11 protein-coding genes are annotated in these 15,703 nt (G+C 61.1%); 8 read left to right on the plus strand and 3 right to left on the minus strand.

The window, feature by feature from the left end; translation table 11 throughout:
- Positions 1–108 precede the first annotated feature (108 nt).
- From ACIQC5_RS01110 to ACIQC5_RS01120, 3 genes are all read right to left on the minus strand, one after another.
- Positions 109–1,758 (minus strand): hypothetical protein, encoded by a 1,650-nt coding sequence (locus ACIQC5_RS01110; protein ID WP_400277806.1) that lies wholly within the window; start codon positions 1,756–1,758, stop codon positions 109–111.
- A gap of 227 nt (positions 1,759–1,985) precedes the next feature.
- A complete protein-coding gene (locus tag ACIQC5_RS01115; protein WP_400277808.1) occupies positions 1,986–2,564 on the minus strand; it encodes a YdcF family protein in 579 nt (192 codons plus the stop codon).
- A gap of 48 nt (positions 2,565–2,612) precedes the next feature.
- On the minus strand, positions 2,613–3,077 hold the full coding sequence (locus ACIQC5_RS01120; protein WP_400277809.1) for an Lrp/AsnC family transcriptional regulator: 465 nt from the start codon (positions 3,075–3,077) through the stop codon (positions 2,613–2,615).
- 171 nt (positions 3,078–3,248) lie between these two features.
- On the opposite strand from ACIQC5_RS01120, the gene pdhA reads away from it, so the two are divergent.
- From pdhA to ACIQC5_RS01160, 8 genes are all read left to right on the plus strand, one after another.
- On the plus strand, positions 3,249–4,442 hold the full coding sequence (pdhA, locus tag ACIQC5_RS01125; protein ID WP_400277811.1) for a pyruvate dehydrogenase (acetyl-transferring) E1 component subunit alpha: 1,194 nt from the start codon (positions 3,249–3,251) through the stop codon (positions 4,440–4,442).
- Complete coding sequence (locus ACIQC5_RS01130) at positions 4,439–5,527, plus strand: alpha-ketoacid dehydrogenase subunit beta (protein WP_400277812.1); 1,089 nt, start codon at positions 4,439–4,441, stop codon at positions 5,525–5,527. Before pdhA ends, ACIQC5_RS01130 begins: the two co-directional genes overlap by 4 nt.
- Before the next feature lie 2 nt (positions 5,528–5,529).
- Positions 5,530–7,035 carry a dihydrolipoamide acetyltransferase family protein gene (locus tag ACIQC5_RS01135; protein WP_400277814.1) on the plus strand — a complete coding sequence of 502 codons (1,506 nt, stop codon included), beginning with the start codon at positions 5,530–5,532 and terminating at the stop codon, positions 7,033–7,035.
- 298 nt (positions 7,036–7,333) lie between these two features.
- Complete coding sequence (locus ACIQC5_RS01140) at positions 7,334–8,023, plus strand: hypothetical protein (protein WP_400277815.1); 690 nt, start codon at positions 7,334–7,336, stop codon at positions 8,021–8,023.
- A 320-nt stretch (positions 8,024–8,343) separates the two neighbouring features.
- The gene (locus ACIQC5_RS01145) at positions 8,344–11,481 is read left to right on the plus strand and encodes a hypothetical protein (protein ID WP_400277816.1); all 3,138 of its coding nucleotides are present in this window, start codon (positions 8,344–8,346) and stop codon (positions 11,479–11,481) included.
- 132 nt (positions 11,482–11,613) lie between these two features.
- Positions 11,614–12,429: an MBL fold metallo-hydrolase gene (locus ACIQC5_RS01150; RefSeq protein WP_400277817.1), complete on the plus strand. Its 816-nt coding sequence runs from the start codon at positions 11,614–11,616 to the stop codon at positions 12,427–12,429.
- Between the two features lie 140 nt (positions 12,430–12,569).
- On the plus strand, positions 12,570–13,724 hold the full coding sequence (locus ACIQC5_RS01155; protein WP_400277818.1) for a hypothetical protein: 1,155 nt from the start codon (positions 12,570–12,572) through the stop codon (positions 13,722–13,724).
- 95 nt (positions 13,725–13,819) lie between these two features.
- Positions 13,820–15,637: a cell wall anchor protein gene (locus ACIQC5_RS01160; RefSeq protein WP_400277820.1), complete on the plus strand. Its 1,818-nt coding sequence runs from the start codon at positions 13,820–13,822 to the stop codon at positions 15,635–15,637.
- Positions 15,638–15,703 lie beyond the last annotated feature (66 nt).

A 15,703-nucleotide genomic window follows, 5' to 3' on the forward strand; every position in this document is an offset into this window, starting at 1 on the left:
AGCCGCACTCTCCGCGTCAGCTCAAGGACGAAAATCCCATGATGCGTTGGGCCGAGACAGCCGAAAGGGCGGCCCCACCTTCAAGTGCGGACCGCCCTGTCAGCAGGACTAACCTCGATCAGAGTAGGGCGCGTCGTTTCTGACGCCAGACCCGTTGGTCACGTTGATGTAGACGTACTTTCCCGACCCAAGGGATGTACTGCCCAGTTTGGCTGTCACTGATTCCAGTCGCGGATTCATGCCTCGTTGTGCGCCATAGCTCGGGTTGTAGTTGACGGCCGTGACGGTCTTATCAAAGACCCGCCCGTAAGTGTCAGTCCACTTCACTTGGACGGTGCCGCCACTTAGGTTCTGACCAGTGACCAGCACATCTCCATTCCCGTAGAAAATCGAGTCCGTGATTATGGGTGTCATGTTGCCGGCCCTCATCTGGTCAAACATCGGCGCCCACGTTCCCGTGCAGGTGTAGAAGGGATCCCACATGTAAGAAATTATCTTCACAGGGTAGTTCCCGATTTGCTGAAGTTGCCGGTCGTGCCTTGCTTTGGTGCTTTGACCGCGGAATTGGCCATCGCAAGGATTCTGGCTTGTACCAGGAGCCATCCCTTCCATATTGGCCCACAACTCGGCGCCGGTTCCTTCAATACCTTGAGCCATCGCCAGAAAGTAGTCACGGTTTGGCGCCGCGTACTTGCTACCCCAAGTGCCATTGCCAACCACGGAAGCGGCAAACTGGTCTACGTTAAGGTTGCTCTCGTGGCCGAAGTAGGAACCTGTCTTGCCCGTTCCCATCCCGTCCTGGACTGCGATTGCAAGACGTACTCCATTCGCGGTCCCGGCCATTTTCTCTATGCCTGCGCGTGCATTGTCCACAGTGACTCGACCGGTATTCGACATACGAGTGTCGAGATAGGGGCTGATCAAAGCCGATCGTGTGGGCTGAAGCTTGGCAATAGCCGCGTTTTGTATACGATATACAGTCAAAATTGAGTCCCAGATGGCACCGGCTGCGACCGGCATCTCCGTGTGGTGGTAGTACCCAACCAGGCCAGCAACATTGTTCACCTTCCCTTGGAATTGGAGAAAGCGGTTAGTGAAGACCGTGAATGTTGACTGATAGGAGAGGTCAGCGAGATAGGTAACGTCGGTTCGCTTCACAGGAGCAGGCATCCCGGCATAGAACTTCATTCCTAGGGCAGTAGCTGCCTTGGCCACTGACACTGAAATAGAAGCTGTGCTGCTCGTGATTATTACAACGTCATATGAGTTGTTTGATGAAGTGCAACCCGTACCCTGTGTGGGAATGACCATCACCGTGTAAACGGTGCTTCCGCTTGTAACGGTCTTATCCCGGGGGCAGGCCAGAGTGGGTGCTCCCCACGTGTTCCCGTCGGTATAGGTGAAGTATCTGTTGACGGAGATGCCCGACGTGGCCGCCGTCACGCAGTTGACGCCGGAAACCAGGCAGCCTGCTGGGGCTGAAGCAGCGGTTGCTGGCTTGAGCTGGGACCCGAATGTGATGACGGTATCCCCGCCCACTGACTTGATGTCCGTAAGTTTCTTCAGATTCGCGTCATCACTGGTGCTGCCAAAAATGAAGTATCCACTAATGGGATATACGGGTGGTGGCGCTGCCGCTTGCGCGGGGGATCCGTGGAGGAATCCCATGACCAAGACAAATGCGGCTAGGAGGCTGATCGCCAGATGCCGGGCATTGTCAGTGCTGAAGGTGGACGTCTCTGCTTGCAACTTTGCCACGGCGGATCCTCGGACTCGTAGGGTGAGACCTTGGACCTATGGCAAAAGGATGACGCGCGAGCACACCAAACTCAATAACTTGACTGAATTCTTCAAGAACTAAAATCTATGTGAAAGCGTTAGATAATTCGTGACAATACTTTTGCGGTGATCGGTCTTGTTAAACCAGAACTGTCACACGGAAGTTGGTCATTCGCACCGCGGCGAATGGATAGTCCGCGCCGGATTCACCTGGAGAGTCGACACTCCGGTCGCAGCCACGTGTCTACGAGGCCGCCTGTTTCGACCACAAACCGCTGCATCCAATCGGCCGGTGAAAGCTGCGGTTTCGAGCCCACCATCTGAACTTCAGCGGTGGTGCACTGGCCCATCAAAGTGCCGGCCCGGACCACGTGGTAATCGGACGTAACTACGGTGATCGATTGCCAACCGTGCTCGGCAATAAGCTCACCCAGTGCAGTGGCCTCGCCCCTGGTGTTGAGCGGGGCGGGGCGGAAACACACCAGGTGGACATCGTCGTCGTCACTTTCACTGCAGATGGCGTCACCCTCAACATTGCCCGGGGTGCCTGTCGTGGAAATGACGAGTATCGGAATGTTCAGGGAGTCCCGAAGCTCGAGTGCAACGGGGAGACGTTCCCTGCTTAAGCCGCCGAGCACCACGATTGCATCGGTGCGGTGCGGGGTGGCCTGCGGCGGGCTGTAAAAGAACTGGATTGCAGCAATCAGCCAGAGGGCTGGCCCCAGCAAACAGGCCAGGATGATCCAGGCAGCAGCGCGCTTGACCAGCGCAGATTTTGGGGGCACTCGGCAAGTCTAAGGTTCGCGAAACCCCGTCTCTGACCTGGCCAAGACCTACCGCGTATCCACGTCCTCGAAAACAAGGAAAGTCTGCGTATCCAGCACTCCATCCATGGATTGCAATTGGTCGAAGATCACACGGCGCAGGTGGATGTTGTCGGTTGCGCGAACCAAGAGGATCACGTCAAAGTCGCCGCCAACCAGTGCGATGTGGTGGACCTCAGGGATGGCCCGCAGGTGCTCTTTCAGTTCCCGCCATGAATGCTGCTGGACTTTAAGCGTGACGTAGGCCGATGACCTGAGACCGGCCTTGATGGGGTCCACCAGGGCTGTGAACTTGGTCAGCACGCCTTCGCCGGTAAGGCGGGCGATCCTGGAGTAGGCGTGTGCCCGGCTGATGTGCACGTTCTCGGCTACCTGAGTGATGGACATCCGGCCGTCCGTGGTGAGTTCGCGGATGATGTCCCGGTCAACGCTGTCCAGGGGGACGGCGGTCTGCTCCGCCTCGGCCTCACTCATGTGCTCTCCAAATCGTCTACAGCACGGGCACGTTACCCAGCTCACAATTGCAATTTGTCTTTCAGAATAGCCACTTTGGGCAAGCTCTTCCATGATTCAGCCGAAAGCTGGATACGAAACATCTGCCGGGAACATACTGGAAGCACATAGTGGCTAGAGAAGGACGGACCAATGACGATCCACGCAGACCACTCTGCGCCGGAAGCGGCAGTAGAGGACCAGGCTGCTGACGTTCGGAGAAAATTCGGCATCAGCGTTGAGGATTACATGCTGCCGGCACGGCACCAGATCCAGATGGTGAACCCGGATGGCACGCTTCGTTCCAAGGATGAGCAGGGCACCGAACCCGGCCACGAGTACCCAACCCCGGGCGATGCCGAATTGATGGCCGCTTACGAGCGACTCGTCGTCGGGCGTCGCGTCAACGACCAGAACTCCGCGCTGGTCCGGCAGGGCCGCATGGCTGTTTACCCCTCAAGCCACGGCCAGGAAGCCTGCCAGGTGGCAGCCGCAATGTGCCTCAGCGAAGGCGACTGGCTGTTCCCGACGTACCGCGATGCCGTCGCTGTCATGACCCGTGGCGTTGACCCGGTAGAAGTCATGACCATCTTCCGTGGCGACTGGCACGGTGGTTACGACCCCAAAGAGCACAATGTCGGGATCCAGTGCACTCCGCTGACAACGCAGCTGCTGCACGCAGTCGGCGTCGCCCACGCTGCGAAGCTGCGCGGTGAAGACACCGTGGTGATGGCCATGTGCGGCGATGGCGCCACCAGCGAAGGCGACTTCCACGAAGCCCTGAACTTCGCGGCCGTCTTCCACCTGCCCGTCATTTTCTTCGTGCAGAACAACAAGTACGCCATTTCCGTGCCGCTCAGCCACCAGTCCGTGGCGCCGTCGTTGGCCCACAAGGCTGTTGGCTATGGCATGGCCGGTGAGCGCGTGGACGGCAACGACCTCGTCGCGCTGCTCGCTGTGATGGACCGGGCCGTGAAGCTGGCCCGCGAAGGTTCCGGCCCGCTGCTGATCGAGGCCCACACGTACCGGATGCAGGCGCACACCAACGCCGACGACGCCACCCGCTACCGTCCGGACAGCGAAGTCGCCGAATGGCAGGCCAAGGATCCGCTGGCGCGCATGAAGGCGTACCTTTCGGACAAGGGCCTCCTCGACGACGATGCAAGCGCCAGGATTGCCGAGCACGCAGAAGCCGTCGCCACGCAGCTCCGCGAAGGCTTGGGCGAGGACGTGCCCGTCCAGCCGCTGGACCTGTTCAAGTACGTTTTCTCCACACCCACCCCGCAGCTGAAGGAGCAGTCAGAACTGCTCGCCGGCGAACTCGCCCGCGAGGAGAGCGCAAAATGACCGTCACCACTTCCGTCAACGGCAACGTCAGCGCTGCCACGGCAAGCGCAGCCGCATCCGCCGCAGCAACCGCTGAGGCCACCGGACCGCAGACCATCACCATGGCCAAGGCGCTCAACACGGCCATGTCCGACGCCATGCGCGCCGACTCGTCCGTCCTGGTCTTCGGCGAGGACGTCGGCATGCTCGGCGGCGTCTTCCGCATCACCGACGGACTCATGGCCGAGTTCGGCGAACAGCGCTGCTTCGATACCCCGCTCGCCGAATCGGGCATCGTGGGTATGGCCGTGGGCATGGCCATCAATGGCATGCGTCCCGTCATTGAAATGCAGTTCGACGCCTTCGCCTACCCGGCCTTCGAACAGATCGTCAGCCACGTAGCCAAGATGCACAACCGCACCAAGGGCAAGCTCAAGATGCCTATGGTCATCCGCGTGCCCTACGCCGGCGGCATCGGTGGAGTGGAGCACCACTGTGACTCGTCCGAGTCGTACTACGCCCACACTGCCGGTCTGAAGGTCTACACCCCGGCCACCGTTGCCGACGGCTACCGCATGCTGCGCGAGGCCATCGACTCCGATGATCCCGTGATGTTCATGGAGCCCAAGAAGCTCTACTGGTCCAAGGACCAGGTTGACCTGGACGCTTTGCGGGCAGAGCACGACGCCGGGACCTCCACCGAGGGGCGCGCCGCCGTCGCGCGTCCTGGCACTGACGCGACGCTGATCGCCTACGGTCCGTCCGTACCTACAGCCCTCGCCGCGGCGGCAGCCGCTGCCGAGGAGGGACGCTCACTTGAAGTGATTGACGTCCGCTCCATCGTGCCGTTCGACGACGAAACCGTCTGCGCGTCTGTCCGCAAGACCGGTCGAGCCGTGGTTATCGCCGAAGCCCACGGCTTCGCCTCAGTGTCTTCGGAGATCGTTGCCCGCGTTCAGGAACGCTGCTTCCACTACCTCGCTGCCCCGGTCCTGCGCGTGACCGGCTTCGACGTACCGTTCCCGTCTCCCAAGTTGGAGCACTATTACCTGCCGAGCGTCGACCGCATCCTCGACGCCGTCGACGACCTTCAATGGGAGGACTGACCATGAGCTCAGATATGCAGGTATTCCTCCTGCCGGACCTGGGGGAGGGCCTCACCGAGGCTGAACTGGTGAACTGGCTCGTTGCCGTCGGCGATGAAATCAAGGTTGACCAGCCGATCGCCGAGGTTGAGACCGCCAAGTCCATGGTGGAGGTGCCCTCGCCGTACGCGGGCACTGTTGCCGTGCTTCACGGCCAAGCAGGCGAAACGCTCGACGTCGGCAAGCCGCTGATCTCGATCGCCAAGGTTGGTGCCACTCCGGTCGCGCCGGCTCCTGAGCCCGAGGCAGCTCCCGAAGCTCCGGCGTCCGAAGCTACGGCGTCGCCGGAGGCTTCGGCCGCCGGCGAAACGTACCGGACCGAGGAAAAGGCCGGCTCCGGAAATGTGCTGATCGGTTATGGCACTCCCGGTGGCGCCACCGGCGGACGGACCCGTCCCCGCAAGACAAGCGTCGCGGTCCTCGAACCTGTGGACGGGACCCGCAGTGCTACCCGCAGTGCTGAACCTGCGGTTCTTGAGCCCGCGGGTCTTGAGCCGGCGGTTGCCGGGACGCGCATCCCCGGCAAGCTCAGCGCCGTCATCTCGCCCCTGGTGAGGAAGATGGCGCGCGATCACGGCGTATCGCTGGACACGATTGCTGGCTCCGGTACCAGCGGCTTGATCATGCGCCGGGACGTTGAGGCTGCCATTGCTGCGCCCGAGGCTCCGGCAGCTCCGGCTGCCCCCGTGGCTCCGGCCAAAGCGGACGCTTCGGCATTCGCCGCAGGAGCAGCTGAAGGCTCCACGGATTCCCGAACCGGCCTGGCAGTTTCGGCCCGGACCCCTGTTCGGGGCGTTCGTAAAGCCGTGGCCGCCAACATGACCAGGAGCCGCTCGGAGATCCCTGAAGCGACGGTGTGGGTGGACGTTGACGCAACGGCCCTGCTGGAAATGCGCGCGGAACTGAAGAAGAGGGCGCCCCACGATACGCCGGGTCTGCTGGCCTTCATCGCTCGTTTTGTCACGGCTGGGTTAAAAAAATACCCGGCCCTCAACACCCGCTTTGAAACGGCAGCTGATGGCTCGCAGGAGATCGTCGGTTTCAACGGCATCAACCTCGGCTTCGCAGCGCAGACGGACCGCGGACTCGTGGTTCCATCTGTCCGCAACGCTCACGAGCTGAGTGCCCGCGAACTGGACGCAGAGATCCGCCGGCTGACCGCCGTCGCACGCGATGGCAAGGCGACCCCAACGGAACTCGGCTCCGGCACCTTCACGCTGAACAACTACGGCGTCTTCGGCGTTGATGGTTCAGCAGCGATCATCAACTACCCGGAAGTTGCGATGCTCGGCGTTGGCCGCATCATCGACAAGCCATGGGTAGTCAACGGCCAGTTGGCTGTCCGCAAGGTCACTGAGCTGACGCTGGCCTTCGACCACCGCGTGTGCGACGGCGAAACTGCAGCAGGCTTCCTCAGGTATGTGGCCGACGCAATCGAGAACCCGGGCGGCGCGCTCGCGGACATCTAGGCCAGCTTGTAGACATGAGGGGCCGGTGCAGTACCGGCCCCTCATCATGTTGTGGCTATCTAACTGCGGCCGCGATCGCGTCCCGCATGCGATGGTAAACGGCGTCGACGTAGTGGTACGGGGCCAGTCCCCATTGGTGGCCAGCCGCAGCCTTGACCGTGTCCCCGGTATTGCAAGGCTTCCTGGCCATTGTCAGCTGTCTCAGACCATTCCGGGGACAGCACGATCAGCGGCCGGCCGGTACCCCTTATCCTTTCCAGGACTTGACCCGTCGTGGACCCTGCCAGCCTTCGGGGGCATGGGGGTCTCGTCTGACGCGCAGGTCAACCGAATCTTCATCTCGGATCCCAGCCTGGTTCTTACCGACCGACTCAATCTCGGGTGGTTCGTCGGCAATTCGCGGATGAACTTCCAGGAGCATTTGCGGGACATCAATGGCCACATTACGGAGAGTTGGGGGCAGCAGAGGCTCGTATTCTTCGGTGCGTCCGGCGATGGCTTTGCATCTCTCTACTTCTCTGCGCACTTCCCCGGCTCACTGGCCATCGTGTCCAACCCGCAGACAAACGTCGCAAAATACGAACTCCCGGCAGTGGAACGCTTTGCTGAGGTTTGCTACGGCGTGCGAGGGGACGATCCTCTGAGCCAGCTTCCCGAAGACGTCACCACTGACCTTCTAGAGCTCTATCGTGAGCTGCGCGGCAACGTTGTGGCATATATGCAAAACAGCACAGACTTCGCCCACGTTGAGGATCACATGAATCCTCTGCTGGCGGCCGCGCACCCTGACAACGAGATTCACCTTCTGCTCGGCGAACGGGGTGACGGGCATGTCGCGCCGCCCAAACCTATCCATGTTGAGGCTTTGACAGCTGCGGCGAGCCAGGACTGGCGGGCCCCGCTGGTAGTCCCGAATCGGCCCATCAGGGTGGACGCTACGCTTCGCGGCAGGGCCTGTTCAATAATTTGTTTCGTTCAATCTGATTGAACAAAGCGGCATATTGAACGAGGCAGCCACGGGTTCGTTCCGCGTTCTCCCAGCTGGCAGCCTGCAAGGTCACCGAGCTGACGTCGACCACCGAGTGTGCGACGGCGAAACTGAGGCAGGTTTCCTCCGGTAATTGGCTGATGCCACCGAGAATCCTGGCGGAGCGCTGGCGGACATGTAGCCAAGTCGTCAGTAGTTGGTAGGCGACAGCACGGACTGCGTCCTGGAAGGTTGGGTCCCTGGTGTTGGGCTCGGAATGGTTCAGCCGAGATTCCGGCATGTCCTGTGCTCATAGCTAGTGTGGTGCGCCATCATGGACCATGAGCAGTCAGCGCGCTACTTACAACGATCTTGAACCCCTCGCCAAGGGGCTTACAGTGGCGTTTTTCACCGCCCTCCAGGTCCCGCCACAGGTGACCACGGGTGCGTGGGACTCAGCAAGGGCCATTACTCGAAGTAGCAAGGCGCGCCGAGCAAACAGCAACGAACCTGTAGTCAAACTTGTCGAGCGTGCACTCAGGACGTGGGCCGAACGGGAAAGAATGAGTGAGAGTGCACTCAATTACGGACTCCAAGCAGCAACGGATGCCGTTGGTTCGCATGGGTTAGCGTTCGAAGAGATTGCCAACCTACGATTCGATCACAACGCCGTCGTCGAACGTGTTCAGGCGCTCAACGCAGAATCGATCTCTGCTTCGACGCCTACCGACGCAGAGCGCAGCGCGTACGAGCGAGTGCTATCGGAGTTTTATGCGATCGTGATCGACTCTGCGGCATCTGGGGTTAAGGGCTTGGACACTCCTGCCGTGCTGGCGGCTCTCAACGCCGCTGTTCGCGCGGCGTCGGCCGCCGAGGATGCGCGCGACAGCCTGAAATTGATTGAAAGCAACTCACGGGTCCTTCAGTCAGAGCTGGATGTACGGTTGCGGTCGGCAGCAGACGTGGCGACCGCTTATGAAATCGACAGCCGCACAAACAGGTTGGGGAACCGCTCCCAACTGATCACCACGCCAGTCCTGGCCGCGGCTGACGCGACGCTACAATTCGACTGGCGGGCGCACGTCGAAGAAAGACTGAACACAGTAAGAGCTGCCTGCGCCGGAAGACCGTCCTTTCTTAATCTTGATGAAGACTTGGTCAAACTGGATCTCAACGGAGCTTACGAGACAATCCGCTCCCGCATCGCCCGGCTTGGATTGTCGGAACTGATCATTGCGCTTCGCGACTCAACGGTGGCCAATCATCACAATCCGTCGATCGGTGAACCCTTCCCAGCAGCTCAGCGAGCCGTCGCATGGCTGGAGGCACAGTGCCGGAATCCCAGCTACCAATGGTTTGTCCCGTTACTAGGAGCGTGGGGGTCCGGGAAGACGCGAACAGTCTACGAAATAGCCCGTCAAGCGCAAGGAAGGGGGGAGCATGTGGTCTATCTCGTTCCGGACGGTACGAGAAGCCTCATGGAACAACTCCTTCAGAAGGTCGCCGTGGAATGGGATCGGCCGATAGCGAGCGTGGCGGACCTTGGACGCATCCTGGCTGGTCTACATTCCCGGCTCACCGTAGTTTTGGACGATTTTGAGGAATGGATAAGAATCCGGTCGACTGCAGTGGCCGAACTCATCGAATTGCTTGCCAGAAACACAGCCACGCCGTACATGCGCTGGGTCGTAACTATGGATTCCAGCAGGTTGGACTTGGTCATGGGATCCGTCCATCGTGATTTCTGGCGACAATATGGAATTTCGTCCCACCGTGAGACCGATTCAACGGTTGACGGTTGGTGGAACCTTGATGCCACTAACGTTCGGCACCGTTTGGGGCTCAACCTGCTTCGGATCCAGTCAAGCGATATGGACGATAAGGTATTAGGTCGCGTAGAGGAGGAAGCAGCAGGATTCAAGTTTGCCGGTCGATTCTTTTGCGATCCCCTCCCGGCATGGCTCCACATTGAGAGTCGTGAGCGCGGTATCGGGGAGTTCAATAACCTGACGGCAATGGAGAAGTACTGGGGGGAGAAAAGAGAGGGTCTTAAGTCTCAGGGGCATCGCGCCTCCGACTTGGACCGCACTGTGGCAGCCATTGCACAACTACTTTCTGAAGATACTAACCGGAGCATTTCGCTACGCTCAGTCTTCGATCTACTCACGACAGACACGACGTCGGGCCCGCGCCTCAGTGAGCGCGAAATCGATGACACCGTGAACCTGCTGAAGAGCGCTGGCCTCTTGGCGATCGATAGTGACGCAGAGACGGTCTCTCCGCGTGTCGAAATTTTCTGGGCATACAAAATTGCAGAGATCCTGACTCGTGTGCTGCTTCGCGAGGAGGCTACCTCCGAGACGGCGATCGTGAGATTGCAGCCCTGGCAGCGCCGGTCAGACAAGGCTGATTGGTTGGCTGAATCGGTAGTCCAGTTTGTCTTGCAGATGCTCCGTTCCCGAGAATCCACCGCGCTGGGACGAGACGTTTGGGAGGGATGGCTCTCCAAAGGATGGCTCAGCAACCTTCCACTTTGGTCCGCGGCAATCAACTCGACCCCTCAAACCCAGGCTGACCTGGCGCGGTGCATAAAAAGGTTCCCGATCCGCCCCGCAACCCCTCACGAGCTATATATTTATTTGCGTTTTCTTGCCCTTACTTCAGATTCGGCGATGACCGGGTTGGACCGAATCGCGGCCATTCAGCCGCACTTCCAAGCAATCGGCAAAGCTGGATTGGGGAGCTACCTAGTGCACGTGGTCAGGCGCTCATTATCTCTGATTGAACTAAGCAGCGGCAGCGAACTTTCGAAACTTCTGAACCATCTCGTCGGTGTCGAAAAATCGGGCTCCATGGAAGAAGTGGTCCGCCTGGTAGTTGACTCAGGCCAGGAGGCTTATTCAAGAGACCCCGACCGCTGGTTGCTTCTGATTGGCGCGTTTTTAGGCAAGGGCAATGAGTCGAATGGCAACACGCACCCCGTGCCAAAACAACTATTTGGAAACGAAGGAAACAGCGAGTTCTTTTGGCAGTGCCTTGTTCAGACGGTGGTGGATTCTCTAATCCGAGACAGGGAACTCTCGGCTTTTGAAGACCTCAATGCTGCACGGTGGCTCAAAGACGATAAAGACATGAGAATGTCCCGGCACGTTGCTCGTGAGGTCCGCCACGCCGTCAACACCACCATGGGGTCGCTCTTCCGTCGCGGCAATCGCACCACGCCCACAGAATTCGTAGGCCTCCTCAGCAAACTCAGTGTGGGGAACGCCTGTGAGGCCTCGGAGAGCAGCCAAAGTGAGCGGGCCCTCTTCATTTTGCGGCACACCGTGCCTACTGGGAGCAAGACCGCCCTGAAAATCAATGCCATACTCCATCCGATCCTGTTGGATTTGGCACGAAACCGTGAACTTATGCGCAAGCACAGGTCAATTATTCTCCCGATGCTGGCGGCAAACGGACTGTCTCGCAAAGCTGAGTAGGTTGACCTGCCCGGTAAGGTGCGTGCCCTTCTTAGGGGTAACAACCTTGCAGCCTTCCGCTTTCTCCCAGCTTCCCGTGGGTAGAATCGAGGCCTGAACACCGCCGGATTTCCACTGGATACGGAGAACTCATTGTCAGACTGGCTCGAACTTGGACCGGACAACTATGTCTTGGAAACCGAGGGATCCCTACTCAATACCGGGCTCGTGGTGGGGACTGAGCTCGCCATGGTTATCGACACCGGCTGCGGCCCGCGCCAAGGCCGCGAAATCCTGGCAGCGGTTCGCGAGAAGACCCAGCTCCCGTTGGTGGTGGTCAACACGCATGCGCACTACGACCATTTCTTCGGGAACGCAGTATTTGCCGACGACGGCGTGACAGAGTTCTGGGCGCACGCAAACTGCGCGGCGACCATCGAGCGCGACGCCGACAACCAGCGTCGTTTCGTCGCCACCAACGAACCTGAGATGGCCGCGGGGGAGGGCGACGCCGTCGACGTCGTTGTCCCCAACGCGATCGTCCACGATCAGCCGGTGCTGGTGGACCTGGGCGGAATCACCGCCACACTGTTTTACCTGGGCCGTGCCCACACCGACGGTGACCTGCTTGTAGGAACGAGTTCCACATTGTTCGTGGGCGACCTCGTGGAGCAAGGGGCACACCCATCGTTCGAGGACTCGTACCCGGAGGAATGGGCGGACGCCCTGCGGCACATCTCCGCTCTGCGCCACCGCTATGAATTCCTGGTACCCGGCCACGGCAAACCGGCCAGTGACCAGTTTGTGAAGACCATGGCTGACACCATGAGCACGGCCGTCCGGCAGGCCACGCAGTCCATCCGCGACATGCCGTCCGACGCCACCAAGGCCATCCCCGTGCTGCCGTATGGGCCGGAACAATCACGCTGGTTCATCAAGCGCCTTCAGGAGACCAACGCCCAGCGCTGACGGACAGCGTTCAGCTACCAGGCTGAAGCTCAAGATGCCCCGAATCGTCAATAACCTTGCCAATACCCATGGACTATTGGGTTAGTCCAGTCCTAGGATGAAGGCGACCGTCGGTTCGCGACTACCTGGGGGGTGTCGAGATGAAGGCCATACGCGTGTATCCGCGCGCTACTCAGATTCTCCGCTCCGTCATGTTCGCTGGCGCCGGTACGGTCGTCTGGCTGGCGCTCTCCGCAACTGCCGCCAACGCCGACTCGGGAAACTCCGACAACAACTCGCTTCTCGGCGGCGCGACGTCCTCGGTTTCGTCGGCCGTAAAGTCAGCAACGTCGAGCACCATCCAACCCGTGACCACAGCCCTCGGCACGGCAACCACCAAGGTGACCAGCGCCGTCGGGCAGGCAGCCGGAGCGGCAGCACCGAAGCCGGCCAGCACCGTCAGCATTCCAGTCCCCAATGTTCCGCTGCCGGCAGCGGTGCCAGTGACGGTTCCGTCGCAGCCCGTCGCAGTGCACGTGCCGGCAGTGGCTCCCGTCGTAAGCCGGATCGCCAAGACTGCTGACAACGTCATCGCCGATGTACCAGTGGTCAACGCGGTGGTTCCCTCGAACACCGTTGGCGCCGTGGTGGCACCCGTTGTCCCGGCAGCCGACACCGTGGACGACGTTGTTGGCGTGACAGTGCCGGTTGTCAACGACGTACTTGAGCCGGTGGACCTGGACCCCGTGGCGGAGATTACGAGCCCGGTTGTGGATCCGATCATCGACGTAATCGATGCGGTTCTGCCGCCCGTCTCCGTCCCGGGTATTACTGTTCCCGGCATTTCGCTTCCGGGCGGCACTGATCCTGGGGTTGTTCCAAACCCAGGCGCTGGCACTTTGCCAGCATCCGACGTCGCGTCCCCCTCCGTGGGGACCGTCGCCGCGTTCGATGTCACCACTGCCTCTGACGTGCCGCTAGAGGCGACGCCGCCAGTTCTCGACTCAGACGCAACGCCCCCGTTGGCGACGTCGCGCAGTCTGGCGGTCACGGGGCCTCCTGTGGTGACAGGTGTTTTCGCCGGAAGTGAACCACTTTCGCCTTCCGACCTTCCTTCAAACCCGTTGTCCGCGCCGGTTGGTACCAACACCGGATTCGGCTCCGGCAATTCCCAGAACGGACCACCCAGCCCGGCCGCAGCTTTCCTTCAGGGCGCACTGAGCTCTCCTGAATTCCTCTGTACTGGCCTCGCAACGGCCAGCGTTGAACAACATCCACAGCCGGTTTCCTTTGATCCCGGCTCCTCTCCTGACTGATTCCCAGACCCGGCCGCGCTTATCAAGCACGGCAGACGGCTCGATGGACCACCCGAAACCCGGGGTCCAGGGAACCAATCCTTCAGGAGAAGATCATGCAAAAGATACTTCGCAAGTGCCTCATCGGCACCTGCTTTGCCGGCGGGCTACTCGCCCTCGGTACCACCGCGGCGAACGCCGCGGATACGACCACCGGACAGGACGGCCTCCTGTCCGGCTCACAGGTGGTGGCACCTGTAACGGCTCCGGTCAGCCTTGGCGGTACGTCGCTGGGACTCGTCGGAGACTCGAAAGCAACCACGACGGCGCCCGCCCCGGCCGCCGCTGCAGCTCCGGCCCCGGCCGCCAGCACCAGCGGTTCCAACGGAGCAGGTTCCGGCACTCAGGTTGTTGCACCGGTTACGGCGCCCATAAGCCTGGGCTCGTCGTCAGTGGGTCTGCTGGGGGGCTCCACTGCGACGGGCCCAGCGTCAATTCCGGCGCCGAGCGGCGGCTCTGCTGCTTCCTCGGCGCCGGCAAGCACGAGTGGTTCCGACGGCGCAGCCTCCGGAACCCAAGTGGTCGCGCCCGTGACGGTTCCCGTGACCGTCGGCTCGACATCAGCAGGCGTCCTGGGGGACTCGACAGCGTCGTCCACAGCGCCTGCAGCATCTTCTGCGCCGGCCCAGGCGCCAGCGCAGGCAACAACGTCGGGGGGAGAGAGTATCGCGTCCGGCGCTCAGGTAGTGGCTCCGATAATGGTCCCTGTAAACCTCGGAGCCACTGCCGCGGGTCTTGCCGGTGATTCCACCGCCACGACCAGCGCCGCCCCCGCGAACTCCGGAAGTTCCGGTACCTCATCTGGTGGCACAACCAGCGGTTCTGATGGGGTTGCTTCGGGTACGCAGGTTGTTGCTCCGGTCACCGCTCCGGTGACTGTTGGGTCGACCTCAGCTGGTGTGTTGGGTGACTCGGCTGCAAGCACGGGCAGCGGGACGTCTGGTACTTCCGGAACAGGAACCACATCGGGTGCAAGCACGAGTGGTTCTGATGGGGTTGCTTCCGGTACGCAGGTTGTTGCTCCGATCACGGCTCCGGTGACTGTTGGGTCGACCTCGGCTGGTGTGTTGGGTGACTCGGCTGCGAGCACCGGTACTTCGGGTGGAACGGCTGGCTCGACACCTGCCGGTACTTCAACTGGTGGCACAACCAGTGGTTCTGATGGGGTTGCTTCGGGTATGCAGGTTGTTGCTCCGATCACCGCTCCGGTGACTGTTGGGTCGACCTCAGCTGGTGTGTTGGGTGACTCGGCTGCAAGCACGGGTACTTCGGGTGGAGCGGCTGGCACAGGAACGACGCCGGGCAGCACCACATCTGGCAGCGACGGCTTGCTCGCAGGAAGCCAGTTGCTCGTTCCGATCACGGCTCCCTTGACCGTTGGCTCCACGTCGGTAGGCATCGGTGGGGCATCTGTCGGCGCAGTAACGCCGCCGGTTGTGAACCCGCCGGTGGTGAACCCTCCGGTTGTGAACCCTCCGGTGGTCAACCCGCCGGTGGTGAATCCTCCCGTCGTGAACCCTCCGGTGGTGAATCCTCCGGTAGTGAACCCTCCCGTAGTAACTCCTCCAACTGTTGACCCGCCCACAATTGGCGGTCCTGGCATCGGCGGAGACACCGGCATCGGTGGCGCGGGCATCGGCGGCGCCGGTATTGGCGGCGCGGGTCTCGGGGGCACCCAGATTGGCGGCAGCATTGCCGCGGCTGGTAGCACCCAGGGCGAGTGGTCGGCGGCAGTTGCCACCGCCGTCGGGAGTTCCAATAACCTGGCCAGCACGGGACTGGACGGGACCTTCATCCTGTGGGCGGGGGCACTGTTCCTGATGGGCCTGGCGCTCGCAGTTGCCGGCCGTGGAAAGGCAGCCCTCACCGTCTGACCGCATTGGCCGTCTACCCCGGGGGGCCAAGCCCCCGGGGTCGGCGACGGTCAGCCGGAGCCACAC

Origin of the sequence: Paenarthrobacter sp. NPDC092416 (assembly GCF_044755025.1) — a bacterium.
Taxonomy (GTDB): Bacteria; Actinomycetota; Actinomycetes; order Actinomycetales; family Micrococcaceae; genus Arthrobacter.

Bases quoted from the DNA above. Each gene is read 5' to 3' on its own strand.
- ACIQC5_RS01120 (WP_400277809.1), bottom strand. From the start codon at position 3,077: ATGAGTGAGGCCGAGGCGGAGCAGACCGCCGTCCCCCTGGACAGCGTT.
- pdhA (WP_400277811.1), top strand. From the start codon at position 3,249: ATGACGATCCACGCAGACCACTCTGCGCCGGAAGCGGCAGTAGAGGAC.
- ACIQC5_RS01130 (WP_400277812.1), top strand. From the start codon at position 4,439: ATGACCGTCACCACTTCCGTCAACGGCAACGTCAGCGCTGCCACGGCA.
- ACIQC5_RS01135 (WP_400277814.1), top strand. From the start codon at position 5,530: ATGAGCTCAGATATGCAGGTATTCCTCCTGCCGGACCTGGGGGAGGGC.
- ACIQC5_RS01140 (WP_400277815.1), top strand. From the start codon at position 7,334: ATGGGGGTCTCGTCTGACGCGCAGGTCAACCGAATCTTCATCTCGGAT.
- ACIQC5_RS01145 (WP_400277816.1), top strand. From the start codon at position 8,344: ATGAGCAGTCAGCGCGCTACTTACAACGATCTTGAACCCCTCGCCAAG.
- ACIQC5_RS01155 (WP_400277818.1), top strand. From the start codon at position 12,570: ATGAAGGCCATACGCGTGTATCCGCGCGCTACTCAGATTCTCCGCTCC.
- ACIQC5_RS01160 (WP_400277820.1), top strand. From the start codon at position 13,820: ATGCAAAAGATACTTCGCAAGTGCCTCATCGGCACCTGCTTTGCCGGC.